Annotated in this window: 30 protein-coding genes; 8 read left to right on the top strand and 22 right to left on the bottom strand. The window is 71.7% G+C overall.

Annotated elements, in window-relative coordinates; translation table 11 throughout:
* Positions 1-88: 88 nt before the first annotated feature.
* Together ACZ6C1_RS23610 and ACZ6C1_RS23605 are read right to left on the bottom strand one after the other, a co-directional pair.
* Positions 89-769, bottom strand: a complete 681-nt coding sequence (locus ACZ6C1_RS23610; RefSeq protein WP_469243151.1) for a GntR family transcriptional regulator — start codon at positions 767-769, stop codon at positions 89-91.
* 66 nt (positions 770-835) lie between these two features.
* Positions 836-2,209, bottom strand: coding sequence for an aminotransferase class III-fold pyridoxal phosphate-dependent enzyme (locus tag ACZ6C1_RS23605; protein WP_469243152.1), 1,374 nt, complete (start codon positions 2,207-2,209; stop codon positions 836-838).
* A gap of 217 nt (positions 2,210-2,426) precedes the next feature.
* On the opposite strand from ACZ6C1_RS23605, the gene ACZ6C1_RS23600 reads away from it, so the two are divergent.
* From ACZ6C1_RS23600 to ACZ6C1_RS23590, 3 genes are all read left to right on the top strand, one after another.
* Positions 2,427-3,044, top strand: a complete 618-nt coding sequence (locus ACZ6C1_RS23600) for a type 1 glutamine amidotransferase family protein (protein ID WP_469243153.1) — start codon at positions 2,427-2,429, stop codon at positions 3,042-3,044.
* Positions 3,041-3,526, top strand: a complete 486-nt coding sequence (locus ACZ6C1_RS23595) for a MarR family winged helix-turn-helix transcriptional regulator (RefSeq protein ID WP_469243154.1) — start codon at positions 3,041-3,043, stop codon at positions 3,524-3,526. The genes ACZ6C1_RS23600 and ACZ6C1_RS23595 overlap by 4 nt, the downstream gene beginning before the upstream one ends.
* Before the next feature lie 186 nt (positions 3,527-3,712).
* The gene (locus tag ACZ6C1_RS23590) at positions 3,713-4,537 is read left to right on the top strand and encodes a putative protein N(5)-glutamine methyltransferase (protein WP_469243155.1); all 825 of its coding nucleotides are present in this window, start codon (positions 3,713-3,715) and stop codon (positions 4,535-4,537) included.
* On the opposite strand, the gene ACZ6C1_RS23585 is transcribed toward ACZ6C1_RS23590, so the two are convergent.
* Positions 4,482-4,916: a hypothetical protein gene (locus tag ACZ6C1_RS23585; protein ID WP_469243156.1), complete on the bottom strand. Its 435-nt coding sequence runs from the start codon at positions 4,914-4,916 to the stop codon at positions 4,482-4,484. The genes ACZ6C1_RS23590 and ACZ6C1_RS23585 overlap by 56 nt on opposite strands.
* Positions 4,917-5,129: 213 nt before the next feature.
* Between ACZ6C1_RS23585 and ACZ6C1_RS23580 the strand changes: the two genes are divergently transcribed.
* The 3 genes from ACZ6C1_RS23580 to ACZ6C1_RS23570 are packed head-to-tail and all read left to right on the top strand — an operon-like array spanning position 5,130 to position 6,623.
* The gene (locus ACZ6C1_RS23580; protein WP_469243157.1) at positions 5,130-5,909 is read left to right on the top strand and encodes a helix-turn-helix domain-containing protein; all 780 of its coding nucleotides are present in this window, start codon (positions 5,130-5,132) and stop codon (positions 5,907-5,909) included.
* Positions 5,906-6,142 (top strand): DUF397 domain-containing protein, encoded by a 237-nt coding sequence (locus tag ACZ6C1_RS23575; RefSeq protein WP_469243158.1) that lies wholly within the window; start codon positions 5,906-5,908, stop codon positions 6,140-6,142. The genes ACZ6C1_RS23580 and ACZ6C1_RS23575 overlap by 4 nt, the downstream gene beginning before the upstream one ends.
* A gap of 34 nt (positions 6,143-6,176) precedes the next feature.
* Complete coding sequence (locus tag ACZ6C1_RS23570; protein ID WP_469243159.1) at positions 6,177-6,623, top strand: SRPBCC family protein; 447 nt, start codon at positions 6,177-6,179, stop codon at positions 6,621-6,623.
* A gap of 48 nt (positions 6,624-6,671) precedes the next feature.
* Here ACZ6C1_RS23570 and ACZ6C1_RS23565 read toward each other — a convergent pair whose 3' ends face one another.
* From ACZ6C1_RS23565 to ACZ6C1_RS23550, 4 genes are all read right to left on the bottom strand, one after another.
* Positions 6,672-7,073: a PIN domain-containing protein gene (locus tag ACZ6C1_RS23565; RefSeq protein WP_423544160.1), complete on the bottom strand. Its 402-nt coding sequence runs from the start codon at positions 7,071-7,073 to the stop codon at positions 6,672-6,674.
* Positions 7,070-7,333, bottom strand: a complete 264-nt coding sequence (locus tag ACZ6C1_RS23560; RefSeq protein WP_336323323.1) for a hypothetical protein — start codon at positions 7,331-7,333, stop codon at positions 7,070-7,072. The genes ACZ6C1_RS23565 and ACZ6C1_RS23560 overlap by 4 nt, the downstream gene beginning before the upstream one ends.
* A gap of 104 nt (positions 7,334-7,437) precedes the next feature.
* Positions 7,438-8,268, bottom strand: coding sequence for a hypothetical protein (locus tag ACZ6C1_RS23555; RefSeq protein ID WP_469243160.1), 831 nt, complete (start codon positions 8,266-8,268; stop codon positions 7,438-7,440).
* 276 nt (positions 8,269-8,544) lie between these two features.
* Complete coding sequence (locus ACZ6C1_RS23550; protein ID WP_469243161.1) at positions 8,545-9,441, bottom strand: glycoside hydrolase family 19 protein; 897 nt, start codon at positions 9,439-9,441, stop codon at positions 8,545-8,547.
* A gap of 182 nt (positions 9,442-9,623) precedes the next feature.
* On the opposite strand from ACZ6C1_RS23550, the gene ACZ6C1_RS23545 reads away from it, so the two are divergent.
* Complete coding sequence (locus ACZ6C1_RS23545; protein WP_469243162.1) at positions 9,624-11,441, top strand: serine/threonine-protein kinase; 1,818 nt, start codon at positions 9,624-9,626, stop codon at positions 11,439-11,441.
* A 30-nt stretch (positions 11,442-11,471) separates the two neighbouring features.
* Here ACZ6C1_RS23545 and ACZ6C1_RS23540 read toward each other — a convergent pair whose 3' ends face one another.
* Positions 11,472-12,755 carry an adenylosuccinate synthase gene (locus ACZ6C1_RS23540; protein ID WP_064067244.1) on the bottom strand — a complete coding sequence of 428 codons (1,284 nt, stop codon included), beginning with the start codon at positions 12,753-12,755 and terminating at the stop codon, positions 11,472-11,474.
* Between the two features lie 174 nt (positions 12,756-12,929).
* Here ACZ6C1_RS23540 and ACZ6C1_RS23535 point away from each other — a divergent pair, with 174 nt between their 5' ends.
* The gene (locus ACZ6C1_RS23535) at positions 12,930-13,745 is read left to right on the top strand and encodes a diacylglycerol kinase family protein (RefSeq protein WP_469243163.1); all 816 of its coding nucleotides are present in this window, start codon (positions 12,930-12,932) and stop codon (positions 13,743-13,745) included.
* Between the two features lie 3 nt (positions 13,746-13,748).
* Here ACZ6C1_RS23535 and ACZ6C1_RS23530 read toward each other — a convergent pair whose 3' ends face one another.
* The 14 genes from ACZ6C1_RS23530 to ACZ6C1_RS23465 all read right to left on the bottom strand — a co-directional run bounded on the left by ACZ6C1_RS23530 (position 13,749) and on the right by ACZ6C1_RS23465 (position 26,458).
* The gene (locus ACZ6C1_RS23530; protein ID WP_469243164.1) at positions 13,749-13,997 is read right to left on the bottom strand and encodes a hypothetical protein; all 249 of its coding nucleotides are present in this window, start codon (positions 13,995-13,997) and stop codon (positions 13,749-13,751) included.
* Between the two features lie 161 nt (positions 13,998-14,158).
* Entirely contained in the window at positions 14,159-15,358 is a 1,200-nt protein-coding gene (locus ACZ6C1_RS23525) for a cytochrome P450 (protein ID WP_469243165.1), read from the bottom strand.
* A gap of 110 nt (positions 15,359-15,468) precedes the next feature.
* Positions 15,469-16,128 (bottom strand): response regulator, encoded by a 660-nt coding sequence (locus ACZ6C1_RS23520; protein ID WP_469243166.1) that lies wholly within the window; start codon positions 16,126-16,128, stop codon positions 15,469-15,471.
* A complete protein-coding gene (locus ACZ6C1_RS23515) occupies positions 16,125-17,495 on the bottom strand; it encodes a sensor histidine kinase (RefSeq protein WP_469243202.1) in 1,371 nt (456 codons plus the stop codon). Before ACZ6C1_RS23515 ends, ACZ6C1_RS23520 begins: the two co-directional genes overlap by 4 nt.
* Positions 17,495-18,334 (bottom strand): NmrA family NAD(P)-binding protein, encoded by an 840-nt coding sequence (locus tag ACZ6C1_RS23510; protein WP_469243167.1) that lies wholly within the window; start codon positions 18,332-18,334, stop codon positions 17,495-17,497. Before ACZ6C1_RS23510 ends, ACZ6C1_RS23515 begins: the two co-directional genes overlap by 1 nt.
* A gap of 43 nt (positions 18,335-18,377) precedes the next feature.
* Positions 18,378-19,244: an alpha/beta hydrolase family protein gene (locus tag ACZ6C1_RS23505; RefSeq protein ID WP_469243168.1), complete on the bottom strand. Its 867-nt coding sequence runs from the start codon at positions 19,242-19,244 to the stop codon at positions 18,378-18,380.
* A gap of 90 nt (positions 19,245-19,334) precedes the next feature.
* Complete coding sequence (gene kynU / locus ACZ6C1_RS23500; RefSeq protein ID WP_469243169.1) at positions 19,335-20,537, bottom strand: kynureninase; 1,203 nt, start codon at positions 20,535-20,537, stop codon at positions 19,335-19,337.
* Entirely contained in the window at positions 20,530-21,375 is an 846-nt protein-coding gene (locus ACZ6C1_RS23495) for a tryptophan 2,3-dioxygenase family protein (RefSeq protein WP_469243170.1), read from the bottom strand. Before ACZ6C1_RS23495 ends, kynU begins: the two co-directional genes overlap by 8 nt.
* A 108-nt stretch (positions 21,376-21,483) precedes the next feature.
* Positions 21,484-22,398: a DUF3152 domain-containing protein gene (locus ACZ6C1_RS23490; RefSeq protein WP_469243171.1), complete on the bottom strand. Its 915-nt coding sequence runs from the start codon at positions 22,396-22,398 to the stop codon at positions 21,484-21,486.
* A gap of 81 nt (positions 22,399-22,479) precedes the next feature.
* Positions 22,480-22,893 carry a DUF3151 domain-containing protein gene (locus tag ACZ6C1_RS23485; protein ID WP_469243172.1) on the bottom strand — a complete coding sequence of 138 codons (414 nt, stop codon included), beginning with the start codon at positions 22,891-22,893 and terminating at the stop codon, positions 22,480-22,482.
* A gap of 86 nt (positions 22,894-22,979) precedes the next feature.
* Positions 22,980-24,020, bottom strand: a complete 1,041-nt coding sequence (fbaA, locus tag ACZ6C1_RS23480; RefSeq protein WP_469243203.1) for a class II fructose-bisphosphate aldolase — start codon at positions 24,018-24,020, stop codon at positions 22,980-22,982.
* Positions 24,021-24,186: 166 nt separating this feature from the next.
* Complete coding sequence (gene pyrE / locus ACZ6C1_RS23475; protein WP_469243173.1) at positions 24,187-24,735, bottom strand: orotate phosphoribosyltransferase; 549 nt, start codon at positions 24,733-24,735, stop codon at positions 24,187-24,189.
* A gap of 24 nt (positions 24,736-24,759) precedes the next feature.
* The gene (locus tag ACZ6C1_RS23470; RefSeq protein WP_469243174.1) at positions 24,760-25,554 is read right to left on the bottom strand and encodes an aldose epimerase family protein; all 795 of its coding nucleotides are present in this window, start codon (positions 25,552-25,554) and stop codon (positions 24,760-24,762) included.
* Positions 25,555-25,564: 10 nt separating this feature from the next.
* The gene (locus ACZ6C1_RS23465; protein ID WP_469243175.1) at positions 25,565-26,458 is read right to left on the bottom strand and encodes an SRPBCC domain-containing protein; all 894 of its coding nucleotides are present in this window, start codon (positions 26,456-26,458) and stop codon (positions 25,565-25,567) included.
* Positions 26,459-26,467 lie beyond the last annotated feature (9 nt).

Raw genomic sequence — 26,467 nt, 5'->3', positions numbered from 1 at the left:
CGGGTCAGAGTAGTTCGCGGCTCGGGTGCCCATCCCCTACCCATACGGGCTGGGCGGTAAGAGCCGTCGCGATAAAGCGGTGAAGCCGTCAGCGCAGCCCGTCCAGATGGTCGGCCCACCGCAACGAGTGCGCGTTGTAGGCGTCGATGGCCGCCATCACCGCTTCGGGGTCGCCGAGGGTGACCGCGTCGACGAGTTCCTCGTGGCCGTTCCAGAGCCATGTGCCGGGCTCGCGGGCGGCGCGCAGGTGCGGCACGGCGAACACCCAGGCCTGGACGCGCAGCCGGTGCAGGAAGTCGGCGATGTAGCGGTTGGCGACGAAGCCGCTGAGCTCACGCCAGAACCGGAGGTCGTAACCGATCAGGATGTCCAGGTCGCCGGCGCGCGCGGCCCGTGCCGCCTCCTCGGCGCGCCGCCGTACCGACACCAGCGGAGCCCCGTGCGCGTGGAGGACGTCGACCCGGTCGCGCAGGCGCCGGAAGATGCCGTCCACGATGAGCGCGCGGGCCTCGACCATGCCTCGGTAGTCCTCGACCGAGAACTGGTGGACACGGAAGCCCTTGTGCTGGTCGGAGTCGAGCAGGCCCTGGGCGGTGAGGTCGACCAGCGCTTCCCGTACGGGCGTCGCCGACACCCCGTACTGCTCGGCGATGTGCTTGACCGTGAATTCCTGGCCCGGCTGGAGACGCCCCGCGAGGACTTCGTCACGCAGCGCGTCCGCGACCTGCTGGCGCAGGGTGTTGCGGGTCACAGCTCCGCTCGCGGGCATGGCTTCTGGCCCCCTCCGTCCGGTTCCGGACACCTTAAGCCAGGCGGAGGGGGCGCACGGAGGTGGTTACACGGTGTGCTCGTCGGCGACCGTGAGCGCCGCGTCGAGGGCGGCGAGGCCCTCCTTGGCCTCGGCCTCGGTGATGTTGCAGGCGGGTACGGCGTGGGTGCGGTTCATGTTGATGAAGGGCCACAGGCCGTTCTTCTTGCAGGCCGCGCCGAAGGCCGCCATGGGGGCGTTCGCCTCGCCCGTCGCGTTGTACGGGACGAGCGGCTCGCGCGTCTCCTCGTTCCGGACCAGGTCCAGTGCCCAGAAGGCGCCGAGGCCGCGCACCTCGCCGACGGACGGGTGGCGTTCGGCGAGTTCGCGCAGGCCGGGGCCGAGGACGTTCTCGCCGAGGTGGGCGGCCTGCTCGACGACCTTCTCGTCCTCCATGACCTGGATGGTGGCGACGGCGGCGGCGCAGGCGAGGGGGTGCCCCGAGTAGGTGAGGCCGCCGGGGTAGGGCCGCTTGTCGAACGTCGCGGCGATCTCGGCGGAGATGGCGACACCGCCGAGGGGCACGTACCCGGAGTTGACGCCCTTGGCGAAGGTCAGCAGGTCGGGGACGACGTCGAAGTGGTCGGCGGCGAACCACGCGCCGGTGCGGCCGAAGCCCGCCATGACCTCGTCGAGGACGAAGACGATCCCGTACCGGTCGCAGATCTCGCGTACGCCGGCGAGGTAGCCGGGCGGCGGGGTCATGATGCCGGCGGTGCCGGGGACGGTCTCCAGGATGATCGCGGCGATGGACTGCGGTCCCTCGAACGCGATGGTGTCCTCCAGGTGCTGGAGGGCGCGCTCGCACTCCTGCGCCTCGGTCGAGGCGTAGAAGGGCGAGCGGTAGAGGAACGGCGCCCAGAAGCGCACGACGCCCGCGGAGGCGGTGTCGGAGGCCCAGCGGCGCGGGTCGCCGGTGAGGTTGATCGCGGTGGAGGTGGCGCCGTGGTACGAGCGGTAGGCGCTCATGATCTTGGGGCGGCCCGTGTGCAGCCGGGCCATCCGGGCGGCGTTCTCGACGGCCTCGGCGCCGCCGTTGGTGAAGAAGATCTTGTCGAGGTCGCCCGGCGTGCGCTCGGCGATGAGGCGTGCGGCCTCGGAGCGTACGTCGATGGCGAAGGCGGGCGCGAAGGTGGTCATCTTCGCGGCCTGCTCCTGGATCGCGGCGACGACCCTGGGGTGCTGGTAGCCGATGTTGGTGTAGACGAGACCGCTGGTGAAGTCGAGGTAGCGGTTTCCGTCGTAGTCCCAGAAGTACGCCCCCTCGGCACCGGCGACGGCGAGCGGGTCGATCAGCCCCTGGGCGGACCAGGAGTGGAACACGTGCGCGCGGTCGGCCGCCTTCACGGCGGCGCCGGCCTCGGGGTCGGCGTGAGCAGCGGAATCGTCATGAGGGGTCATGCCGCCCAGGGTAAGGACGTGCTGCTGGGCGCCGGTATGGCCATCTTGTATGCCGGAAGGCGCGGGGGTCGGCAGGGTGTCGGGCGTCGGAGGCGACGGAGGGGTGTTGACAGCATTCTGTCGTCATGACAGGATTCTGTCATCAGCTCGAACGATGGAACGGAATTCGCAGTACCAGCCGCAGCACGAGCCGAAGACGCGTCCACAGGAGGCCACCATGTCCGGCACCGACTCCGCCACCAACCACCGCAAGACCGTTCATCTCGCCGTCTACGACACGCTGGCCGACTGGGAGACCGGACACGCCACCGCCTGGCTCGCCCGCAGCGGATACGACATCCGCACGGTCGGCCCCACCACCGAGCCGGTGACCAGCATCGGCGGGCTGCGCATCACCCCCGACCTCGCCCTGACCGACCTGCGGCCCGAGGACAGCGCGCTGCTGATCCTGCCCGGCGCCGACCTGTGGGACACGAGCGACGACCTGGCGCCCTTCGCGGCCAAGGCGCGGGTGTTCCTGGACGCGGGCACGCCGGTGGCCGCCATATGCGGGGCCACCGCCGGGCTCGCCCGTGAGGGTCTGCTCGACGACCGGCCGCACACCAGCGCCGTCTCCTTCTACCTGGCGGCCACGGGATACAAGGGCGGCGAGCACTACGTCGACGCGGACGCGGTCACCGACGGCGACCTCATCACCGCGGGCCCCACCGAGCCGGTCGCGTTCGCCCGCGAGGTGCTGGGGAAGATGGGCGCGTTCGAGGGCAGCAAGCTGGACGCCTGGTACCGACTGTTCCACGACTCCGACCCGGCCGCCTTCGAGGAACTGAACTCATGACCCGTGTCGAGAAGGAGCTGCAGGGCCTGCTCAGCCGGACGGCGCTCGGCGTGTTCCGGCTGAACGGCCAGTTCCTCGCCGTCTCGGAGAAGCTGGCCCGCCCCGCCGGGATCACGGCCGCGTGGTGGCAGGTCCTCGGGGCCGTGCTGCCCGAGCCACTGCCGGTCTCCGGGATCGCCCGCACCATGGGCATCACCCGGCAGAGCGTGCAGCGGATCGCGGACCTGCTGGTCCACGAGGGCCTGGCCGAGTACCTGCCGAACCCGGCCCACCGGCGCGCCAAGCTCCTGGCGCCCACCCACCTGGGCCGGGTGACGATCGACCGTATAGAGCCGGGCCACGCGGACTTCGCGGCCCGCCTCGCCGCCGAGCTCGGCGAGGAGGCGTTCGCCGAGACGGCGCGGACCCTGGAGCGGCTCTCCGAGGCGCTGGACGCGGTCACGGCCCCCGGCGACCCCGCCGGACCGCGCGCGGCAAGCTGACGGCGGCGCGGTCCGGGCGGGTAAAGTGGCCGTCTCTCCAGCCGTCCGGCAGGAGACCGATGCGAGGAGGTGAGACCCATCAACGCCAGGTCAGGCTGGGTGCTCTCCTCTCACCGCGGTGCGGTCGACCCGACATAGGGACGAAGGGACCGAGGGAGCACCCCGACGGCTCCCGAAAGGTTCCCCATGTCTGTACCCAGTAGGTCCACCACCGTCTCCTCCGTCGTCGGCACACTCCGCGCCGCCGGCTGCGTCTTCGCCGAGGACGAGGCGGAGTTGCTCCTGTCCACCGCCCGCACACCCGACGAACTCGACGCCATGGTCGGGCGCCGCGTCGCCGGGCATCCCCTCGAACACATCCTGGGCTGGGCCGAGTTCCACGGCCTGCGGGTAGCGGTGGACGAGGGAGTCTTCGTCCCGCGCCGCCGCACCGAGTTCCTCGTCACCCGCGCCCGGGCCCTCGCCTCGCCCCGGGCCGTGGTCGTGGACCTGTGCTGCGGCACCGGTGCGCTGGGGGCCGCCCTCGTATCGGCGCTGGCCGAGGCGGAGTTGCACGCCGCCGACATCGACCCCGCCGCCGTGCGCTGCGCCCGGCGGAACGTCATGGCGGCGGGCGGGCGGGTCTACGAAGGCGACCTGTACGACCCGCTCCCGGCAGGCTTGCGGGGCCGCGTCGACATACTGCTGGCCAACGTGCCGTACGTCCCCACGGAGGAGGTGCAGCTCCTGCCCGCCGAGGCGCGCGTCCATGAGGCCCGCGTCGCGCTCGACGGCGGCGCGGACGGGCTGGACGTCCTGCGCCGCGTGACCGCCGAGGCCACCGCCTGGCTGGCACCGGGCGGCAGCCTCCTGTTCGAGACCAGCGAGCGTCAGGCGTCCGCCGCCGCGGCGGTCGTCGCCGCCGACGGGCTCGTCCCGCACGTGGAGACCTGTGAGGACCTGTACGCCACGGTGGTCATCGCGACTCGGGCGGCGCAGCGGTCGCCCGCTCGACGGCCAGCAGGACGTTGAGCAGCAGGAACGGGTGGACGAACCGGCCGGGCGCCGTCGGCGGGCACCGCCAGGCGAGCGGCCAGGTACGCCCGCCGCGCGCGGGCACCGGCACATAACTGACCGTTCCCAGACAGGCGTTGAACGGCATCGCGCCGGAGGGCCAGGCGCGGCCCGCCGTACTGCCCGGAGGGAGGAGGAAGTACACGCCCCGGCGCCCGTTCGCCTCGATGACGACGGGCCCCGGGTCGCCGCCGGTCATGTGCTCCAGGAGGTCGGCGGCACGGCGCCCGTCGTCCCCGTCGACGCGTACGGCGTCGAATCGGACGCCCGCCTTGCGGAGTTGGAATCCGGACGCCGGAATCCAATCGATTCTTGTGTGGCAACTTGGCGCATTCACAGGGACATCGTGGACCGCCGCGGCTAGCGTTCCCCACGACTGCGGAAGCCCGTAGAAACCGCGTTGACCTGCGGAAAAGGCGTCCAACAGCAGTCGAATTCGGCGGGGACGGGTTGTGACCGGTTGAGACCGGTTGAATCGAGGCGGTGACGCAATTTGGCGCGAACCGAGAACAAGGAAACGGCGGGTCCGGCGACGCGACTCGTGGCGGACATGGCACGCAAGATGCGCGTCCGGAAAGGGTGGACGCAGGACCAGCTCGGCAAGGAGATCGGTTTCACGGGCGCGGCGGTGAGCGCCATGGAGACCTGCGCCCAGCCGGCGAGCGACGCGATGCTGGTGCAACTGGAGAAGGTGCTGGGCGACGGGCTCGGCCTGTTCGAGCAGGCGCGGCTGTACGTGCGGCTGGACAAGTATCCGGAGCAGTTCAAGAACTACGCGCTGCTGGAGCAGAAGGCGGTGAGCCTGTCGCTCTACGCCACGCTGGTGGTGCACGGGCTGTTCCAGACGGAGGCGTACGCGCGGGCGCTGATCGGCGGCGGGTACCCGCCGCTGCCGGAGCGGCGGGTGGAGGAGCTGGTCGAGGCGAGGATGGCGCGCAGGGAGCTGTTCGAGCGGGAGCCGGTGGCGCTGGTCGAGCTGGTCCTGGAGGAGTCGGTGCTGCGCCGCACGATCGGCGGCGCGGAGGTCATGCGCGGACAGTTGCTGCACCTCGCGGAGTGCGCGCGGAGGCGGAACGTGACGGTTCAGGTGCTGCCACTGGACTGCGGGCTGAGCGGGGAGCACGCTGGCGACAACGGCGGGATGACGCTCGTGGAGACCCCGGAGCACGACCACCTCGTGTACCTGGAGATCCAGTTCGAAAGCCTGTTGATCAAGGACCCCGCTAAGGTGAGTACATTCGCACAGCGGTACGCGAAGATCCGGGCACAGGCCCTGGATCCCCGTGAATCTCTGGGCCTCATCGAGCGGTTGGCAGGAGAACCGAGATGACCAGCACCCTGCGGTGGTTCAAGTCGAGCTACAGCGACAGCAGCGGCGGCGAGTGCGTCGAAGTCGCCTTCGGCTGGCGCACGTCCTCGTACAGCAGCGACAGCGGTGGCGACTGCGTCGAGGTGGCCGCCTGCCCCCACACCGTCCACGTCCGCGACTCCAAGAACCCCGGCGGGCCCGTCCTCGCCGTCGCCCCGGCGGCCTGGGGGTCCTTCCTCGACTGGGCCGAGTAGGGTTACCGGTAGGAATCACCTGAAAGGGGGCGAGATGTCCACGATCAGGCAGAGCGTCGAGATCTCGCGTCGTCCCGAGGACGTCTTCACCTACATGACCGACACCTCCCACTTGCCCGAATGGCAGGAGAGCGCCCTGGCGGTCAGCCCGGTCGGACGCGTCTCCGGCGGCTTGGGCTCCCGGGTCAGGGTGACCCGGCAGATGGGCCGCCGGCGGATGCCGATGACCATGGAGATGAGCGAGTACGACCCGCCGCGGAGCTTCCGCATGGACGGGGTCGACGGACCCGTCCGGGGCCATGTGCGCGGGACGGTCGAGCCGATCGGCGACGGCGAGCGGTCGCGCGTGACGCTGGCCCTGGACTTCGAGGCGCACGGCATCGGGAAGGTGCTCGTGCCGCTGGTCGTCCGGACGCGTGCGAGGAAGGAAATGCCGAGGAACGAGCAGCATCTCAAGGACATCCTGGAGGCACGCCCGTAGCCGGCCAGAGGGCCCGGGTGCGCTCCGGGCCCTGCGCCGAGCGGCTCGTCAGGGCTGTTCGGGCAGCCTGATCGTCCGTACGAGCGGCATGTCCGCGTACAGCTCGGGCTTCGCCGTCAGCACCGGGCGGCCGTCCGGCCAGTCCGGCGTCGGACGCGACAGATGGATCGCGTGGCCGAGCCGCCACTCCACCCCGTCCCGCATCAGCGCGCCCACAGCGCAGACGCCCGCGAAGTCGAGCTCCACGATCTCGGCGGCCGGTAGCGCGCCCACATGCTCGGCAAGGCCCTTACGGACACCGTCCGCAGCCGTCAGGCACATGGCGGGAACGTAGACGTGCCGGGTGGGGCCGCGCTGCGTGTTCGCGATGAACTGGGAAGCCAGGACGTTGCCCGAACCCAGAGCCAGCAAAGCGGACTCGTCGTACACAACGGCGGTGGACCGGCTCACAGGCTGTCCACAGGCCGCCCGGCCTCCAGCTCCTGCCAGACCTGCTCCGCTCGGTCGTGATCCTGGTCCGTGAGCGTGACGCCGAAATGCGTCTCGCAGTACGCCTTCGTCTCCTCGTACCGCTTCCGGAGTTCTTCCTTGGTGGGCGTCGCTCCGGCCAGCTCGGCGATCAGATCCCGCATCGTCATGCCGCGCTCCCGCGCGAGCACCATGAGACGGTCACGAACAGCAGGATCAACCTTGACGGTGGTGTCGGCCATGACGACAGTATACCGGCGGTATACCGTCTCGGGTGGGTCCAGCAATGCGGTCATTTCGACCCTTTCTTCCAGGTGACCCGGCCACCGATCGGCGGCCGGAGTTCTCAGCAGCGGCGGCGCAGGACCTGCCGGACCGTCGCGCCGCCGCGCAGTGCCGCCGCGACGAACCCGGCGACGGCGGGCGGGGCGGGCTCGCAGCGGGCGCAGGAGGCACCTTCGGGCACCGGGGTGCCGCAGACGCCGCACTCCGGGCGCACGGGCGCCACAGGGCGCGGTGCGGGCTTCTTGCGGCGGAGGCGGTCGGCCAGCAGAGCGGCGGGAGCGTGGACGCGGGCGGGCAGGCCGGAGGTGAGCGCCTCGCGGATCAGGGCGTCACTGGCGCCCACGGACCACCACTCCTCGACCAGGGCCTTCAGGCGTTCCGCCTCGCCCGCCCCCAGGGCGAGCCGTGGATCGCTCCGGCCCAGTGAGGTGAGCAACTGGGCCGCCGGGGAGGGAGGTTCTTTCACCCTCGTTTTTTCTCCCGGAGGGAGCGGGCCAGGAGAGCCGTGGTCCGGGTCACCGGAGTCCGGGTTTCCGGCCGTTTCGGGGACGGGCCCGGTGGTGGGGGCCGCGACGGGGGCTTCGGCGGGGGCGTCGGGGTCGTACGGGGTGTCGAAGACCTCGTACTCCGTGCGCAGTTGCCCCTTGCGGTCCCAGCGCGTCAGCCGGCGAAGGTAGCGGGCGTCCTCCAGCTCCTGGAGGGCGGCGCCGATCCGGTCGCGGCCTTCCTTGCGCTGCTCGGAGAGCTTGCGGATGGACGCCTTGGCGCCGTTGGGGAGGCTGACGAGGTAGGTCAGGAGGCCCACGGCGCACCACGAGATGGTGGCGTCGCGCAGGAGGGCGTTGCTGAAGATGGTGAAGGCACGCGTGGGCGCGGTACGGTAAACACGCATCGGGAGGTAGTGCTCCTGGTGTCGAGCCCCCGGATGTTGGCGCATCGCGGGGGCATTTCGTTTTGTTGTGCCGCGAATGTAGCGCCACGCGAGGCGAAGCCCGCAATCAACAACCTTTAGTCATACGGTCATTCGAAAACCGAGAGCCTGAAAACCGGTCTCCGGCGCGACCTGCGGTTTCACCACGAAAAGGGGTGGCCACCCGCCGGTGGCCACCCCCGTGTCATATGCCGAATTCACCCCTGCGGGTGAGGTTCAGTGCAGCGAGCAGGAGCCTCAGCAGCTCAGGTTCGAGCCCGTCGGCACACCCAGGATCTGGGTGAAGCGCTGGTAGTTGTTGATACGGCTCTGGACCTGCGCCGGGTTCTTGCCGTCGCACTCCAGGGAGCCGTTGATGGAGCGGATGGTCTGGCCGAATCCGGCGCCGTTGACCATGGCGTTGTGGGGCGTCATGGTGCCGGGGCCGTTCTGGGTGTTCCAGTACCAGAGGCCGGTCTTCCAGGCGATGGGCGCCTCGCGCTCGACACGGTAGGGGTTGTTGAGGAGGTCGATGCCGAGGGCGTCGCCGGCCGCCTTGTAGTTGAAGTTCCAGCTGAGCTGGATGGGGCCACGGCCGTAGTAGGCGGCCTGGCCGGCCGGGCAGCCGTAGGGCTGGTTGCGGTCGCAGTAGTGCGGGTAGTTGGCGGTGTTCTGCTCCACGATGTGGACCAGGCCGCCCGTCTCATGGCTGACGTTGGCGAGGAAGGCGGCGGCCTCCTGCTTCTTCACCGTGTCGCTGCCGGTGTTGGCGAAGCCGGGGTACGCGCTCAGCGCGGCGGTCAGGCCGCTGTACGTGTAGAAGGAGTTCCGGTTCGGGAACATCTGGTTGAACTGGGCCTCGCTCACCACGAAGCCGGACGGGGAGGGAGTCGGCGTACCGCCACCGCCGCCGCAGGCGCCCTGGTCGGACCAGACGTCGGCGGAGCCGGGGCGCTCGTTCTGGGTCCACCACTTCGCCAGCCAGTTGCGGCCGTTGTACGAGGCGGTCTTGCCGCCCGTGTAGACGGCGGAGGAGCTCCAGGGCGCCGCGCACTCGGCGGCCGACGCGGTGGAGGCGGGGAGGACGACGGCCAGGCCGACGGCCATGACGAGAGCGGCGAAAGTGGCGAACAGGATCGATAGGCGTCGCAGCATGGGCTGGCCCTTCCGTGGGGGGATGGCCCCTACCGAATCGCGAATGGTCTGAACCTGTCAAGGTCTAGACCATGGCTTGTTACAGCCGAATACCGGTCAACTCCAGTGCCCGGCCCGCGTGTTCGGGGCCGGGGCCCGCGGCGAGGGGTAACGGCGGTCAGGGCTCTGGCATGCTCTGTTCAGTGGAGCCTCTGAGTGGTGAAGACCCCGTCCAGATCGGTCCGTTCCGCCTGCTCGGCAGGCTGGGGTCGGGCGGAATGGGGCGCGTGTACCTGGCCCGGTCCGCCGGTGGCCGCACCGTCGCGGTCAAGGTCGTGCACGCCGAACTGGCCGCCCAGGACGAGTTCCGGCGCCGCTTCGCCCGCGAGGTCGCCGCGCTGGAGAAGGTGGGCGGCGTGGGCACGGCGCCCGTGCTCGGCGCGGACACCGGGGCGGAGGCGCCCTGGGTGGCCGTCGGGTACGTCGCCGGGCCGTCCCTGCGCACCGTGGTCGGGGAGGAGTACGGGCCGCTGCCGGCGGCGTCCGTGCGGTCGCTGGCCGTCGGCCTGGCCCACGCCCTGGAGCACATCCACGCCGCCGGGCTGGTCCACCGGGACCTGAAGCCCGCCAACATCCTGCTCACCGTCGACGGGCCCCGCGTCATCGACTTCGGTATCGCCCGCGCCGTCGACACGGTCACCGACGGCGGACTCACCAGCACGGGGGCGGTCGTCGGCTCGCCCGGCTTCATGTCGCCCGAGCAGGTGCGGGGCGAGCGGCTCACGCCCGCGTCGGACATCTTCTGCCTCGGCTCGGTCCTGGCGTACGCGGCGACCGGCCGCGCCCCGTTCGGCACCGCCGACAGCGGCGTCCACGCCATGATGTTCCGCATCGCCCACGACGAGCCGGACCTCGACGGGCTGCCCGCCGAGCTGGACGACCTCGTCCGCGGGTGCCTCGCCAAGGACCCGGACGCCCGCCCCACCGCCGCCCACCTCGCCGCGCACGTCGAGGCGACCGACCCGTGGCTGCCCGCCGGGCTGCTCGCCCAGCTCGGCCGCCTCGCCGCCCGGCTCCTGGACCAGGACGGCGACCCGACGCCCGTCGAGACGCCCGTCCCGCGGCCCGCCCGGGCGACGAAGCGCCGCCCGCTCCTCATCGGCGCCACCGTTCTGGCGGTCGCCGCCGCGGCCGCCCTCGCGTACGGGCTGACGGACCGCTCCGGAAAGCCGGGCGCGCCCGCCGGGGAAGCGTTCACACGGGACAAACCCCGCACCACCGTGCCCGCCGCCTTCCTCGGCGCCTGGGAAGGCGTCCTGCGGGGCACCGACACCGCCCCGTACGAGACCGCCCGTATCGAGATCACCCAGGGGGCGCCCGGCGACAAGGCGGGGGTCTACGTCCACGTCGCCGGTGAGCGGCTCTGCATGGGCCGGTCGACGCTCGTCTCGGCGGACGAGGACACGATCGTGTTCGGCGAGAGCGACGTGACGACGAGCGTCCCGGCCGGGCGGTGCACACCGGCGGCCCACCAGAAGCTCACCGTCCGCTCACCGGAGGTGCTGCAGTGGTCGTCGGGCGCGGCGACCGCCACCTTCCGCAAGGCGCGGTCCGGGCCGGGGGTCGTGCCCAAGGAGTTCCTCGGACACTGGAAGGACGTCCCCCACCCCGACGTGTCCGACCCGGACCAAGACCTCTACAGCCACGAGGTGATCATCACCCAGGGCCCGGTCGGCGCGCCGCTCGTCCGGTTCGAGCAGAGCTTCCCGCGGACCGACGAGGAGACCGGGGAGCCGCTGTCCGGCACGGTGAACTGTGCGGAGACCGCCGTCCTCGGCGGTGCGGGCGCCCTGCTGGTCCTGGGCCCGGCCACGGTCGACGCCGCCGCGTCGGACCGGGAGTGCACGGCGTCCGGAGGCTCCACGAACCTGCGGATCCAGCGCGTCGAGGGCAAGGACCGGCTGCTGGTGTACGGGATGGACGCGGACGGGGAGCCCGGCGAGTTCTCCAAGGAGAAGTGACCGGGCTCCCCGTACAGCCGCCGACCTGGTTTACAGGAAGGAGTTGATCTCGATCGTCTCGGTGCGGCCGGGGCCGACGCCGATCGCGGAGATCGGCGCGCCGGACATCTCCTCCAGCGCCTTCACGTACGCCTGCGCGTTCTTCGGCAGGTCGGAGAAGGTCTTCGCCTTGCTGATGTCCTCGGACCAGCCCGGCAGGTACTCGTAGACCGGCTTCGCGTGGTGGAAGTCCGTCTGCGAGTAGGGCAGCTCCTCGACGCGCTTGCCGTCGATCTCGTACGCGACACACACCGGGATCTGCTCCCAGCCGGTGAGCACGTCGAGCTTGGTGAGGAAGAAGTCGGTCAGGCCGTTGACGCGGGTGGCGTACCGGGCGATGACCGCGTCGAACCAGCCGCAGCGGCGGTCACGGCCGGTGGTGACACCCCGCTCGCCGCCGATGCGGCGCAGCGCCTCGCCGTCCTCGTCGAACAGCTCGGTCGGGAACGGGCCGGCGCCGACACGCGTGGTGTACGCCTTGAGGATGCCGATGACACGGCTGATCTTCGTGGGGCCCACGCCCGCGCCGGTGCAGGCACCGCCGGAGGTCGGGTTGGAGGAGGTCACGAAGGGGTACGTGCCGTGGTCGACGTCCAGGAGGGTGCCCTGGCCGCCCTCGAAGAGGACGACCTTGCCCTCGTCGATGGCGTTGTTGAGGATCAGCGTCGTGTCGGCGACGAACGGCTTGATCTGCTCCGCGTACTGGAGCATCTCCTCGACGATCCGGCCCGGCTCGATGGCGCGGCGGTTGAAGACCTTGGCGAGGAGCTGGTTCTTCTGCTCCAGCGCCGCCTCGACCTTCTGCTCCAGGATGGACTCGTCGTAGAGGTCCTGGACGCGGATGCCGACACGGTTGATCTTGTCGGCGTACGTCGGGCCGATACCGCGCCCGGTCGTGCCGATCTTGCGCTTGCCGAGGAACCGTTCCGTCACCTTGTCGAGGGTGACGTTGTACGGAGTGATCAGGTGAGCGTTACCGCTGATCAGCAGCTTCGACGTGTCGACGCCGCGCTCGTTCAGTCCGCTCAGCTCGGAGAGCAGGACCGCCGGGTCGACGACGACACCGTTTCCGATCACCGGGGTGCACCCCGGCGAGAGGATTCCGGAAGGGAGAAGGTGCAGCGCGTACTTCTGGTCGCCGACGACGACCGTGTGGCCGGCGTTGTTGCCGCCCTGGTAGCGCACCACATAATCAACGGATCCACCGAGGAGGTCGGTGGCCTTTCCCTTGCCCTCGTCACCCCACTGAGCACCGAGCAGCACAAGTGCGGGCACAGGCGTACACCCCTTCCGGGCGGGGCATGTCCAAGGCGCGGGGAGTACGGACGCCGTACGACGATGTACGACACAACCTGAGCCGTCGGACCGGGTGCCCCGGAATAGACGAAGCCCCTGGCGCAATAGCGCAAGGGGCTCTTGCACAAAGATGCTACCCGAGGAAGGACCGAGGTGTCGGCTCCCGACCAGCTGCTGGTCGTCATCGACGCGGTCGCGCGCCGGAACGACGGCGAATCCGTACGAATCGCGAGGGACGTGCTGCGCGCCGGGGCGAGCGCGAAGATCTGCCTCCCGGACACCCCCGCGGAGTTCGCCCGGGCCCTTTCGCGGCGGGGTTCGCGGCGGCCGGTGGTCATCGGTGACGACCGGGCGCTGCTGCGGGCGGTGGCGCAACTGCACCGGGAGCGGGAGCTGGCGGACGGGGCGCTGTCACTGGTTCCGGTGGGGCCGCGCGGCGCGGTCGACCTGGCCGGGGCACTGGGTGTGCCGCTGGGCGCGGTGGCCGCCGCGCGGGCCGTACTGGACGGGGCGGCGCGGCGGCTGGACCTGCTGGTCGACGACAGCGACGGCGTGGTGGTGCGGGGGCTGCGGATCCCGGCGGGGCCCGCGAGCCGGGCGACGGTCGAGCCACCGTCGGTGTGGGACACCTGCCGGTCGCTGGTGCGGACGCTGGTCCACCCGGCGCCCTGCGTTCCGGGGATGCGCCCGGCGACGCGCACGCACCGGCTGCGGGTCGAGGCCGACGGGCGGCTCCTGAGCGACCTGGACGAGCCGGTGGAGGGTGTGACGGTGCTGTCCCGGGGCGGTGTCGCCGAGGTCGTCGTCCGCCCCCGGGCGGCAGAGCCGGTGCGGGTGGAGGCGACCGCGATCACCGTCTCGGGCGCCTCGTTCCGTTACCGCGCGGACGCCCTGCTCACGGGCCCGGTGGGCACGCGTACGTGGACGCTCCGCCCGTCGGCGTGGTCGCTGACGCTGCCGGTGGGGTGACCCCTACAGGGCGTCCAGGGGGCCGGTCATGGGATGCGGCGACGTGTCGTCATCGTCGTCGTCCGGGGAGCCGGGGAACATCAGCCAGGCGCTGGCGCTGATCATGCCCAGCGAGGACAGGCCGAGCGCGAACTTCAGCAGCCGCATGCCGCCCGTCCACTCGTGGGGCGACCCGAACACGACCCAGAAACCGAGGGCGATCCCGGCGATCAGGACGATGACGGCGAAGGTGCGGCGAAGGACGACTGACATCCGTCCATGATCGCATCAGCGCCCGCGGGCCGTGACGGCCCGGTGCTCCCGCCGGCGGTCCAGCATGTTCGCGCACCTTCTTCAGAAAGAGTGGAAGCCCAGGAGTGGCCCCGGTCGGGGGGCACTGCGTCCGGTCGGAGGTCACTGCGTCCGGCCGGACCTCACACCTCCACCAGCAGCCCGTCCAGCCCCCGGATCACGAAGTTCGGCTTCCGCTCCGGCTCCTTCGCGAGCCGGAGCGCCGGGGCGCGTTCCAGCAGTGCCGCCATCGAGGCGGCCAGTTCGATGCGGGCCAGCGGGGCGCCGATGCAGTAGTGGATGCCCGCGCTGAAGGAGATGTGAGGGTTGTCCGCCCGGGACAGATCCAGTGCGTCGGGGCGGTCGAAGGCGTCCGGGTCGCGGTTGGCCGAGCCGAAGAGGAGGGCGACCTCCGAGCCGCGCGGGACGGTGGTGCCGTCGATCTCGATGTCGTCCAGCACCCAGCGCTCGAAGAGCTGGAGCGGGGTGTCGTGGCGGAGCAGCTCCTCCACGGCCGTGGACACCTCCACCTGCCCGGCGCGCAGCGCGGCGAGCTGCTCCGGGTGGCGGAAGAGGGTCCACCAGCCGTTGACGGTGGCGTTGACCGTCGCCTCGTGGCCCGCGTTCAGCAGCAGGACGCAGGTGGAGATCATCTCCTGCTCGGTGAGCCGGTCGCCCTCGTCGTGGGCGGCGATGAGCGCGCTGATCAGGTCCTCGCCCGGGGAGGCGCGCCGCTCGGCGATCAGTTCCCGGAGGTACGCGGAGAACTCCACCGACGCCCTGACCGCACGGGCGGCCGTCTCCTCGTCCGGGTTCAGCTCGTACATGCCGCAGATGTCCGCCGACCACGGCCGCAGCGGCGCCCGGTCGGACTCCGGGATGCCGAGCATCTCCGCGATGACGGCGACCGGCAGTGGCTCGGCGACGGCGGTCAGCAGGTCGCCCCCGCCCTCGGCGACCAGGGAGTCGACCAGGTCGCCCGCCAGCCGGTGGACGTAGGGCTTCAGCCGCTCGACCGTGCGCGGGGTGAACGCCTTCGACACCAGGCGCCGGATACGGGTGTGGTCCGGCGGCTCCAGGTCCAGCATCCCGTGGTCGTTGAGGGTGTGGAACGGCTCGTGCGCGGGCGGGGGCGGGGTGCGCCCGAACTCCTCGTGGCTGAAGCGGTGCAGGTACGTCCGCCCCAGCCGCCGGTCCCGCAACAGCGCGGACACGTCGGCGTGGCACGGGACCAGGTACTGCCGCGTCGGCTCGAACCAGTGCACCCGGCCACGGGCGCGCAGCTCGGCGTAGGCGGGGTAGGGGTCGGCGACGAACGCGGGCGACCACGGGTCGAAGTCCATGCGCCCGACCCTATGCAGGGCCCGGCCCGGAGTCACCAGCCCCGTGACGCCCACCTCGCGCCCGGGTCAGCCCAGAGTCACCGCCCGCAGACGCCCACCTCGCGCCCGGGTCAGCCCGGAGTCACCAGCCTCGCCTCGTACGCGAAGACCGCCGCCTGCGTACGGTCACGGAGCCCCAGCTTCACCAGGATGCGGCTCACATGCGTCTTGATCGTCGACTCGGCGACCACCAGCCGGGACGCGATCTCACCGTTCGACAGGCCCTGGGCGATCAGCACCAGGACCTCCGTCTCGCGCTCCGTCAGGTCGCCCACCTGGGAGAGGGCCGGCGGCCGGGGCATGTCGGCGGTCTTGGCGAACTCGGTGATCAGGCGCTTGGTGACCGTCGGCGCCAGCAGCGCCTCACCGCCCGCCACCACCCGGACGCCGTCCGCGAGCTGCCGCGCGGAGGCGTCCTTCAGCAGGAAGCCGGACGCCCCGGCGCGCAGCGCCTGGTACACGTACTCGTCCAGGTCGAACGTCGTCAGCACCAGCACCTTCGCGTCGCCGTCCGCCGCGACGATCTCGCGGGTGGCGTCGATGCCGTTCATCTCCGGCATCCGGATGTCCATCAGCACGACGTCCGGGCGCAGCGCCTCCACCTGCCGGACCGCCTCACGGCCGTTCACGGCCTCGCCCACGACCTCGATGTCGGGCATCGCGTTCAGCAGGACCGAGAAGCCCTCGCGGACCATGATCTGGTCGTCGACGATCAGTACGCGGATCGTCACGACTCCTCCCGGACTTCCCGGGGCGCCGGGATGAAGGCCGCGATCTCGTAACCGCCGTCCTCGGTCACGTCCGCCGTCATCTCGCCGTCCAGCATCGCCACCCGCTCCCGCATGCCCGTGATCCCGTGCCCGGCGCCCGGTGACGCCTTGACCAGCCCGCGCGCCGGACCGTTCACCACGCGCAGGCCCAGCCCGCCGAGCACGTACGAGACCTCCACCTTCGCCGACGCGCCCGGTGCGTGCCGCAGCACGTTGCTGAGCGCCTCCTGCACGATCCGGTAGGCGGACAGCTCCACGCCCTGCGGCAGCTCGCGCGCCGCGCCGGTGACCGTGGCGTCCACGGTGAGGCCCGCCTCGCGCACATTGGCGATCAGCGCGTCGAGGTCGGCGAGCGTCGGCTGCGGCGCGTCGGGCGCCTCGTAGTCCTCGGCGCGTACGACGCCGAGGATGCGGCGCAGCTCGGTCAGCGCGGCGACCGCGTTCTCGCGGATCGTGGCGAAGGCCTGCTCCAGCTCGGGCGGCGGGTTCTCCACCCGGTAGGGGGCGGCCTCCGCCTGGATGGCGACGACCGACATGTGGTGGGCGACCACGTCGTGCAGCTCGCGGGCGATGGTGGTGCGCTCCTCCAGGAGGGTCCGCCTGGAGCGCTCCTGCGCGGTGACGGTCTGCTGGGCGGTGACCTCCTCCTTCGCCGCGCGGCGGGTGTGGAACACGGTGACGCACAGCAGCACGAAGGCGGAGACGACCAGCAGGGGCCAGGTCGTACCGCCGCCGCCCCGGCTGAGGAAGACCTCGCAGAAGAAGCCGAAACCGCCGGTGAGTGCCCACATCCAGGCGGCGGTGCGCGGCCGGGTCCGGGCCGCGACCACGGTCATCACGGTGAGCTGGCCGATGAAGCTGGTAGGGGCCCACGGCCAGCCGTCCCAGTAGCCGGACATGATGCTCACGAACGGGGCGGTCGCCAGGGACAGCCAGAACGCGGCGACGGGCCGGGCCAGGGTCAGCAGAATGGCGGCGGCCGGGACGATCCCCGTGACCGGCTTGCCCTCGGTGTAGCCCAGCGACATGACGATCAGGGCGGCCCCCACCACCAGGGCGTGCGGGAACCAGGCCACGTACTCGCGTATGAACCGTGGCAGCCGCCTGGTCACCGGGCCGTCGGTGCCCATGGGCGGGAGCAGCCGGTAGGCGAGGGCGTCGTCGAGGAGCTCGCGGCGCATGCCCATGAACATGCCGTGAGCCATCCGGTACTCCGGGCTGCGGGTCTTGGTGTCGGTCACGTCAGCAACGGTAAGCACGGGCGGGGACGCGGTCGTCACCTTGGATGTGGATCCTTCCGCGTCCCCCTGGAGTACTACGGCGCTGATCAGGGCCGGAACGCGTCCGCGTGTGTCCGGGCCCACTCGGCGAAGGTACGGGCCGGGCGGCCGGTGACCTTCTCCACGGTGTCGAGGACCGTGCGGCCCTCCTCCGGGGTGTCCCCGTACACCTCCAGCAGGAAGTCGATCACGTCCTGGGGCCGGCCCTCCGCCCGCCACTGCTCGACCGCCTCGGCCTCGGACAGCTCGACCAGCCGTACCGCCCGGCCCCGCGCCGCCGCGATCGCGTCGGCCTTGTCCCGGAGGGAGAGCACCTCGGGCCCGGTGACCAGGTACTCCTGCCCGGCGTGCCCGTCCTCGGTGAGGGCGACCGCCGCGACCGCGCCGATGTCGCCCTCGTGGACCATGGCGCTGAGCCGGCCGGTGAAGGGCTCGCGCACCTCGTCGGTGGTGCGGATCCCGTCCGCCCACTCCAGGGCGTTCGCCATGAACTCCACCGGCATGACCACCGTCCACGGCAGACCGCTCGCCCGCACGGCGTCCTCCAGCGGTGTCGGACCGCCGCCGTTGAGGACCGTGACACGCCGTACGCCCGCCTCGCGGGCCAGCTCCACGATGCGCGGACCGGTCTCCAGCGGGGCGAAGTACTCGCCGCCGAAGGTGATCAGGTGCAGGCCGGTGACCCCGTCGAGAGCCGGGATGAGGGAGTCGGGCTCGGTGAGGTCGCCGCGGACGACCTCGACGCCGTCCGGGAAGTCGGCCCTGGCGGGGTCACGGGTCAGGGCGCGGACGGGCCTGCCGAGGCGCAGCAGTTCGGCGACCACCTGGCGGCCGACGGTTCCGGTGGCTCCGGTCACGAGGTTCGTGTGGGTCATGGGGTTCGTCATGCCGCTGACGCTACGAACCGTTGCGGTCAGCCTCTGTCCTCGGCTACCAGGCCAGTTGGGCGATCTCCTCGGCGACCACCGCGCAGGCGTCCGCCGCCGGGTCGATCAGGGGGAAATGCCCCACGTCGTCCAGCAGCGTCAGCCCGACCATCTCCCCCGCCTTCGCCGCCGCGTCCACGTACGCCTCGGCGACGGCCTGCGGAACGACGGTGTCCTCACGGCCCTGGACCACCGCGGTCGCGATCCCGGTCGGCAGCAGTACGGCCGGGTCGGCGCACCCCGCACGGGTCTCGAAGTCGACGTCACCACCGAGCAATTGCCGCACCGCGCCGCCGCAGACGTCCAGCTCCGCCGCCCGCTCGAAGTGGGCGATGGGCGCCAGCGCGACCACCCCGCGCAGCGGCGGCGGGGCGTCCAGCCGCCAGGGCGCCCCGGCGGGCAGCACGTGCCGGGCGGCCGCCCACAGCGCCAGGTGCCCGCCCGCCGAGTGGCCGGTGACGACCATGCGGCGCGGGTCGGCCTGCGGCAGGTGCGTACGCGCCAGGCCGGGCAGGGCGTCCAGCGCGGCGGCGACATCGTCGAACGTCTCCGGCCACCGTCCGGCGACGGGCCCGCCACCGCCCTGTGCGGGGATGTCCCGGCCCCGCCGGTACTCCACGTTGGCGACGGCGAAACCGCGTCGCGCCAGATAGTCCACGAAGGGGGTGATGTGCCGCCGGTCGTACGGCGCCCGCCACGCGCCACCGTGCAGCACGACGACGAGCGGTGCGCGGTCACCCCCGCGAGGGGCGTAGAAGTCCACGACCTGGTCCGGGTGGTCACCGTACGAGGCGGTGGAGTCCGGGTCGACGGCCGGATGCGACAGGGCCGACGCTTCCTCGGCGGCGTCGCGCGCGGCGGGGTCGGGCATGGTGCTCAACCTTTCGGTGACGGGGCCGAATTGGCCTGACCTGCGGGGACGGTACCAGTCACGCGCGCCCCCGCAGATCAGGGCCGAACATCAGCCCGTGAGCTCCGAAAGCACGTCCGCGAGGACCCGTGCCGCGCGCTCCACGTCCGCGAAGGAGACGTACAGCGGGGTGAAGCCGAACCGCAGCACGTCGGGGCGGCGCAGGTCACCGACCACACCCCGGGCGATCAGCTCCTTCATCACGGCGTGGGCGTCCGCGCAGCGCAGGCTCACCTGGCTGCCCCGCTCCCCGTGCGCCTCGGGGGTCACCGACGTGACGCGGCCCTCGGGTACGTAGGCCTCGACGCACTCCAGGAAGAAGTCCGTCAGGGCCAGGCTCTTGGCCCGTACCGTCTCGATGGGCACCCCGTCCCACACGTCCAGCGACGCCTCCAGCGCCAGCATGGACAGGATGTCGGGCGTTCCGACACGGCCGCGTACCGCGCCCTCCGCCGCCGCGTAGCCGGGCGTCATCGCGAAGGGGTCGGCGTGCGAGTTCCAGCCGGGCAGCGGGGAGTCGAAGCCCGCCAGGTGCCGCTCGGCGACGTACAGGAAGGCGGGCGCGCCGGGCCCGCCGTTGAGGTACTTGTACGTGCAGCCGACCGCGAGGTCCACGCCGTGGGCGTCCAGGCCGACCGGCAGGGCACCCGCGCTGTGGCACAGGTCCCACACGGCCAGTGCGCCCGCCGCGTGGACGGCCGCCGTGATGCCCGGCAGGTCGTGCAGCCGGCCCGTGCGGTAGTCGACGTGGTTGACGAGCGCGGCGGCCGTGCGCGGGCCGACCGCGTCCGGTACCTCACGGGGGGCGGCGGCCACCAGCCGCTTGCCGGTCAGCCGGGCGGCCGACGCGGCGATGTACCCGTCCGTGGGGAACGTCGTGGCGTCCACGACGATCTCGTCCCGCTCGGGTGGGGCCAGCCGCACCGCGCCCACCAGGGCCTTGAAGACGTTGACGCTGGTCGAGTCACCGACCACCACCTGGCCGGGCGCCGCGCCGACGAGTGGCGCGATCCGCTCGCCTATTCGCTCCGGCGCGGTCCACCAGCCGCTCTCCTCCCAGGAGCGGATGCGCAGCTCGCCCCACTCACGGGTGATCACGTCGGCCATCCGGCCCGGTACGTGGCGGGGCAGCGCGCCGAGCGAGTTGCCGTCCAGGTAGACGACGCCGTCGTCGAGCGCGAACAGTTCGCGGTGCTTGGCCAGTTGGTCCTGGGCGTCCTGTGACGCCGCCTTCCTCCCGAGGTCGTCAGACATGGCTGCGCGCCGTCCACACCTCGGGGAACACGTTCTTGCGGGCCCGCTTCTCCAGCCAGGCCACTCCGGCGGAGCCGGCCGTGCCCGTCTTGGACCCCATCGCGCGCCGCGTCGCCACCAGGTGGTCGTTGCGCCATCGCCACACCAGTTCGCCGACGTCCGTCAACGCCTCGCCGAGCCGGATCAGTTCGTCGTTCTCGTCCGGGTTCGCGTAGATATGCGCCCAGATTTCCTCGACCGCCTGTGACGGCTCGTACTTCTGCGACAGGTCCCGGCGCAGCACGCTGTCCGGCACCGGGTGCCCGCGCCGGGCCAGGAACCGCAGCACCTCGTCGTACAGGCTCGGCTCGTACAGGGCCTTCTCCAGCTCCGCGTGGACGCGCGGCGCGCCCCGGTGCGGCACCAGCATGGACGCGGACTTCTCACCGAGGAGGAACTCCAGCCGCCGGTACATCGCCGACTGGAACCCGGAGCCCTCGCCGAGGGCCCCGCGGTAGGAGTTGAACTGGGCGGGCGTGAGGCGGGCGAGCGGCTTCCAGGAGGCGTTCAGCGCCTCCAGCTCGCGTACGGAGCGCTCCAGCGCGTCCATCGCCACGGGGACGCGGTCCTCGCGGAGGGCGCGGCTCGCGGTCTCCCACTCGTGGACGATCACGGTGAACCACAGCTCCATGACCTGGGTCGTCACCAGGAAGACCATCTCTCCCGGGTCGTCCGAGAGCGGGTGCTGGAGGTGGGTGAGGACGTCCGCCTGGACGTAGTCCTCGTACGGCGTCGTGCCTGTGTACTCCAGGTTCGGGGTGTCCGAACCGGGCGCGGAGGCATCGGGGGAAGTAGACATCGCTGTCTCCATCAATGCGTGCTACCGGGTAGCGGTCTGCCCCTTCCAGTCAGTGGTGGAGCCCCGGTCCCCTCGGGACCACCGGCTGTGCGCGGGGTCCCAGTCGCATCATGACACGAGCGGTCCCTCGATGTACCTGCCGGATGTGTCGTACGGCCACGCATTGGACGTGCAGCCGTCCAGGCCCTTGATCTGCTGCATCATCACCGGTGCGGGCTTCCCGGGGCCGCCGCAGCCCATGTGCCGGCGGATGCCGATCTCGTGCCCGACCTCATGGTTGATGATCAGGTGCCGGTACTCGGCGGGCGGCCCCGCGAAGGTGGGCGAGCCGAGCGTCCAGCGCTTGAGGTTCACGACGACACCGTCGGCCGTCTCGCAGTTGAACTCGCCACGAGTGTCGAACCCCTGGGCCCCGCAGAGCGCGTCGGCCGTTCCGGGGGTGGCGATCCGGATGACGAAGTCGGCGTTCGCCGGAACCAGCTGGAACGAGCCCCGGCCGTGGGCCGCCCAGCCCTGCGGATGGGCGAGGATCCGCTCGATCTCCGCCGCCGCCCGCGCGGCCGGGAGGTCGATGCCGTCCTCGACCTGGACGCTGTAGCGGCGCAGGGTCCCGGAGCCGGTCCTGGCGCCGGTCGCCCGGGCGGTGGTGAAGGTCCCGGGGCCGGACGGGGGGACCGTCGCGGCGGAGTCGGGGACGTCACGCCGGGGCGGGGCGTCGCGGCCGGCGCGCTGGGGGTCGGAGACGTCACGGCCGGTGGCGGGCTCCGACGCGGGCGCCTGCGGACCGGCCGCGTCACCGGGGCCGGCGGCGGACAGGGTGCCCCCGCCACTCCAGTGGGCGACGGCCGCGCCACCGCCCAGGCAGGCGCCGACGAGGGCGAGGGCCGACAGGACTATCCGGCCCGCCGGGCCACGACCGCCGCTCCTGCCGCGCGGGCTCCGGCGGCGACGTCCTCGTGGTGCGGCGGCACGCTTCCCCACAACTGATCTCCGTTCGATGGTGTGCGCGATCGTAATGGTCACGCATCCATAACGGTGCGACCCGCCTCACCCCGACCGGAAGGAACCAGTCCGGGTGGGGCGGGTCTCAGCGCGGGGCCCGGGTCAGCCGAGCGTCTCGGCGGCCAGGGGCGACGAGTCACGGAGGAACGTCGAGCACCGCTCGTACTCCTCCTGCTCACCGATCGACTGCGCGGCGCGGGCCAGGGCATTCAGGGCGCGGAGGAAGCCGCGGTTCGGCTCGTGCTCCCACGGCACCGGGCCGTGGCCCTTCCAGCCGCTGCGGCGCAGGGCGTCCAGGCCCCGGTGGTAGCCGGTCCTGGCGTACGCGTACGACTCGACGACCCGGCCGGCCTCGAAGGCGTCGTCGGCGAGCTGGGCCCAGGCCAGGGAGGAAGCGGGGTACTTGGCGGCGACGTCCGCGGGAGCCGCGCCGCCGGCAAGCAGCTCGCGCGGCTCGGGGTCGTCGGGCAGGTGGGTGGGGGGCGGTCCGCCCAGGAGGTTTTCGTGGATACCCATGCCCCCAGTGTCACAGGCCCGGCACCGCGTGAGCGATGCCGGGCCCGTGTCGGACGATCAGGATGGTCCTTCAGACCATCAGGGTGTTACTTCAGCTTGGTGCCCGTGGAGCGCAGCGCCGCGCACGCCTCGGTGACGCGCTTGGCCATGCTCGCCTCGGCCAGCTTGCCCCAGGTCCGCGGGTCGTAGGTCTTCTTGGAGCCGACCTCGCCGTCGACCTTCAGCACACCGTCGTAGTTCTTGAACATGTGGTCCGCGACCGGACGGGTGAAGGCGTACTGGGTGTCCGTGTCGAGGTTCATCTTCACGACGCCGTTCTCCAGCGCGGTGGCCATCTCCTCGGCCGTGGAGCCCGAGCCGCCGTGGAAGACGAAGTCGAACGGGTTCTCCTTGCCGAAGCGCTCGGCGACGCCCTGCTGGAGGTCCTTGAGCAGCTCGGGGCGGAGCACGACGTTGCCCGGCTTGTAGACGCCGTGGACGTTGCCGAAGGAGGCGGCCAGCAGGTAGCGGCCCTTCTCGCCCAGGCCGAGCGCCTCGGCGGTGCGGATGGCGTCGTCGACGGTGGTGTACAGCTCGTCGTTGATCTCGTGGCTGACGCCGTCCTCCTCACCACCGGTCGGGGTGATCTCGACCTCCAGGATGATCCTGGCGGCGGCGGCCTTGGCGAGCAGCTCCTGGCCGATGGCCAGGTTGTCGGCGAGGGTCTCGGCCGAACCGTCCCACATGTGCGACTGGAACAGCGGGTTCTCGCCCTTGGCGACGCGCTCGGCGGAGATGTCGAGGAGCGGACGTACGTAACCGTCCAGCTTGTCCTTCGGGCAGTGGTCGGTGTGCAGGGCGATGGTGACGTCGTACTTCGCGGCGACGATGTGCGCGAACTCGGCCAGGGCGACCGCGCCGGTCACCATGTCCTTGCTGTACTGGCCGCCCAGGAACTCCGCACCACCGGTCGAGATCTGGATGATGCCGTCGCTCTCTGCCTCGGCGAAACCGCGCAGGGCGGCGTGCAGAGTCTGCGACGAGGTGACGTTGATGGCCGGGTAGGCGAACTTGCCTGCCTTCGCCCGGTCGAGCATCTCGTTGTAGACCTCGGGGGTTGCGATGGGCATCTGTCCGCTCCTTGTGATCTGCGGTTGCTTAGCGTTGCTGATCCCTGACCTGGGGGCGACGTCATCGTCGCACCCATCTTTCCAGACTCCGCCGTGGGCTCCACCCCGCGTACCACAAGGGGCGGACCGTTTCACGTGAAACAGTCCGCCCCCTGAAAAACCCGCAGGTCACGCCCTCGGCGACTCAGCCCAGGCCCAGCTCGTCCAGCGCGTACGCGTACAGGTACGGCACCCCGGCCGTCTGGCTGATCTTCTCCGCCGCGCCGGTCGCCCGGTCCACGATCGTCGCCACGGCCACCACCTCGGCGCCGGCCTCACGGACCGCCTCCACGGCGGTGAGCGGCGAGCCACCGGTGGTGGAGGTGTCCTCCACCACCAGGACGCGACGGCCCTTGATGTCCGGGCCCTCGACACGGCGCTGCATACCGTGCGCCTTGGCGGCCTTGCGTACGACGAAGGCGTCCAGCGTCCGGCCCCGCGCGGAGGCGGCGTGCAGCATCGCCGTCGCGACCGGGTCGGCGCCCAGGGTGAGGCCGCCGACGGCGTCGAAGTCGAGGTCGGCGGTGAGATCGAGCATCACCTGACCGACGAGCGGCGAGGCCGCCCCGTCCAGGGTGATCCGGCGCAGATCGACGTAGTAGTCGGCCTCCAGACCCGAGGAGAGGGTCACCTTGCCGTGCACCACGGCCTTGTCCTTGATCTGCTGGAGCAGATCGGCTCGAACGTCAGTCATGCCCACGAGCTTAAAGCCGCCCCGCTAGAGCCTGCGCCAGGCGATCGTCGCGGCGATCTCCAGCGGCTCGATGGGCGTGACCAGGTGAGGGGCGGTGTTCAGGCCGTTCGGCGGGCCCGACTGGGGCTCCACGCAGACCGCGGCCTCCTGCTCGTCGTACACGACGACCCAGGGAGCACGGCTGGTCACCTTCACCTCCAGTTGCCCGGGCCAGGTGAGGGTGACGTCCACGCCGTCCGGCATCCCGAAGCAGTCGTCCCAGGGGCCGGGCGCGGGGGCGATCCGGCGGCCGGTCGGCAGGTGGTCCTCCCCCCGCTCCTCCTGCCACTCGGGCGTGAAGTCCAGCATGACGTCCTGGCCGCCGAGGTTCCGGTTGAACCACGGGTGCCAGCCCGCCTGGGCCGGGAAGGAGTCACCGTGGGTCTCGACGCCGAGCTGGAGCGTCAGCGCGTCCTCGGTGAGCTGAAACGTCTGGGTGACCCGCCCGGGATACGGCCACGGCTCGGCGAGGTCGTAGGTGAACACCGCCTCCGCCTTGTCCACGACGGCGGTGCGCCACGCGGTGTCCCGCCCGGTGCCGTGGATGGCGTGCGGCGGCGAGTTCAGCGGTAGCTGATGCCATGCCGCCCCGCTGAGGAACCGGCCGTTCGCGATCCGCCCGCACCAGGGCACCATCGGGAAGCAGCCGTACCGCTCCCCCTGCCGCAGCAGTTCGGTCCCGTCGATCCGCAGGCTCTCGATGCGGCATCCGTTGTCCGGACGCACCGTCAACTCGACGTCTCCGGCCACGAGCCGGACGCTCTGTTCGCTACTGGTCACGTCACCGACACTACTTGCGGCGCCGCAGCGCACGCCCGACCACCACCGCGGAGGCGAGGGCGAGCGCGGCCGCCGGGGCGAGCCACCGCAGCGTGGCGGTCGCCGAGGCGGTCTCCGGCCCGGGCGTGGGCGCGTACCGGCCGCGCGGCGGGGCGTGGTCGACCTCCTCGGCACTCCGCCCGATCATGGTGCGCCGGGCGTGCGCCGCCTCGACGCCGGGCTCGGACAGCGGCCCGCCGGGGATGCCGGGCACCTCGAACTCGGCGTCGGCGAGGGGATCCAGCGACGGCGGCGGAACGGGGGCGTCGAAGACCGAGCCGGCGCTCTCGGCGCCCTGGTCCACCCCGTCGTCGTCGACATCCTGCTCGTCGGCGTCGTCCGCGGTGACGTCGGCGGCGTCCTCGAACGCGATGCCGTCGACTCCCTGGGCGGCGGCGGGCCCGGACGTGCCGGGAGCGGACGTGCCGGAAGCGGACGTCGCCGTCGCCGCGAGGGATTCGGCGAAACGGTCCAGCAGGCGGTGCGCCGCCGAGATCCCCGCGTCGTCCGGCAGCTCCGCCAGTCGGCCGTCGGCGCTCGTCGTCCCCGTGAAGCGCAGCGTCGTACCGCCGTCCACCGGCGAGAGACGCACCGTCAGGGCCAGCTTCGCCGAGCCGGTGCCGCGCACCTCCGTGCCCTCGCCCTCCACGGCGTACGCACCGTCGTCCCCGACCGTGATGCGCAGGGCACCCCGGTAGGTGATCGAATGCCCGCCGGCCCGTACCTTCAGGCGGCCCGAGAGCGGGCCGGCCGACGCGTCCGCGTCCTGCTGGAGCCCCGGCACGCACGGGGCGACCCGGGCGGGGTCCGCCAGCACCGCGCGCAGGGTCTCGACGTCAACCGGAACGAACACCTCATGCTCCATGGAGCCCGA

The sequence above is a fragment of the Streptomyces sp. NPDC041796 genome (assembly GCF_055590785.1).
The sequence above is the reverse complement of the archived record's forward strand: the minus strand, read 5'-3'. Positions and strand labels throughout refer to the sequence as shown.

Bases quoted from the DNA above. Each gene is read 5' to 3' on its own strand.
- ACZ6C1_RS23555 (WP_469243160.1), bottom strand. From the start codon at position 8,268: ATGCGTGTTTACCGTACCGCGCCCACGCGTGCCTTCACCATCTTCAGC.
- ACZ6C1_RS23560 (WP_336323323.1), bottom strand. From the start codon at position 7,333: ATGGCCGACACCACCGTCAAGGTTGATCCTGCTGTTCGTGACCGTCTC.
- ACZ6C1_RS23580 (WP_469243157.1), top strand. From the start codon at position 5,130: ATGGCACGCAAGATGCGCGTCCGGAAAGGGTGGACGCAGGACCAGCTC.
- ACZ6C1_RS23595 (WP_469243154.1), top strand. From the start codon at position 3,041: ATGACCCGTGTCGAGAAGGAGCTGCAGGGCCTGCTCAGCCGGACGGCG.
- ACZ6C1_RS23530 (WP_469243164.1), bottom strand. From the start codon at position 13,997: ATGTCAGTCGTCCTTCGCCGCACCTTCGCCGTCATCGTCCTGATCGCC.
- kynU (WP_469243169.1), bottom strand. From the start codon at position 20,537: ATGTCTGACGACCTCGGGAGGAAGGCGGCGTCACAGGACGCCCAGGAC.
- ACZ6C1_RS23510 (WP_469243167.1), bottom strand. From the start codon at position 18,334: ATGACGAACCCCATGACCCACACGAACCTCGTGACCGGAGCCACCGGA.
- ACZ6C1_RS23600 (WP_469243153.1), top strand. From the start codon at position 2,427: ATGTCCGGCACCGACTCCGCCACCAACCACCGCAAGACCGTTCATCTC.
- ACZ6C1_RS23575 (WP_469243158.1), top strand. From the start codon at position 5,906: ATGACCAGCACCCTGCGGTGGTTCAAGTCGAGCTACAGCGACAGCAGC.
- ACZ6C1_RS23550 (WP_469243161.1), bottom strand. From the start codon at position 9,441: ATGCTGCGACGCCTATCGATCCTGTTCGCCACTTTCGCCGCTCTCGTC.
- ACZ6C1_RS23485 (WP_469243172.1), bottom strand. From the start codon at position 22,893: ATGGGTATCCACGAAAACCTCCTGGGCGGACCGCCCCCCACCCACCTG.
- ACZ6C1_RS23590 (WP_469243155.1), top strand. From the start codon at position 3,713: ATGTCTGTACCCAGTAGGTCCACCACCGTCTCCTCCGTCGTCGGCACA.
- ACZ6C1_RS23570 (WP_469243159.1), top strand. From the start codon at position 6,177: ATGTCCACGATCAGGCAGAGCGTCGAGATCTCGCGTCGTCCCGAGGAC.
- ACZ6C1_RS23465 (WP_469243175.1), bottom strand. From the start codon at position 26,458: ATGGAGCATGAGGTGTTCGTTCCGGTTGACGTCGAGACCCTGCGCGCG.
- ACZ6C1_RS23505 (WP_469243168.1), bottom strand. From the start codon at position 19,244: ATGCCCGACCCCGCCGCGCGCGACGCCGCCGAGGAAGCGTCGGCCCTG.
- ACZ6C1_RS23495 (WP_469243170.1), bottom strand. From the start codon at position 21,375: ATGTCTACTTCCCCCGATGCCTCCGCGCCCGGTTCGGACACCCCGAAC.
- ACZ6C1_RS23605 (WP_469243152.1), bottom strand. From the start codon at position 2,209: ATGACCCCTCATGACGATTCCGCTGCTCACGCCGACCCCGAGGCCGGC.
- pyrE (WP_469243173.1), bottom strand. From the start codon at position 24,735: ATGACTGACGTTCGAGCCGATCTGCTCCAGCAGATCAAGGACAAGGCC.
- ACZ6C1_RS23610 (WP_469243151.1), bottom strand. From the start codon at position 769: ATGCCCGCGAGCGGAGCTGTGACCCGCAACACCCTGCGCCAGCAGGTC.
- ACZ6C1_RS23525 (WP_469243165.1), bottom strand. From the start codon at position 15,358: ATGGACTTCGACCCGTGGTCGCCCGCGTTCGTCGCCGACCCCTACCCC.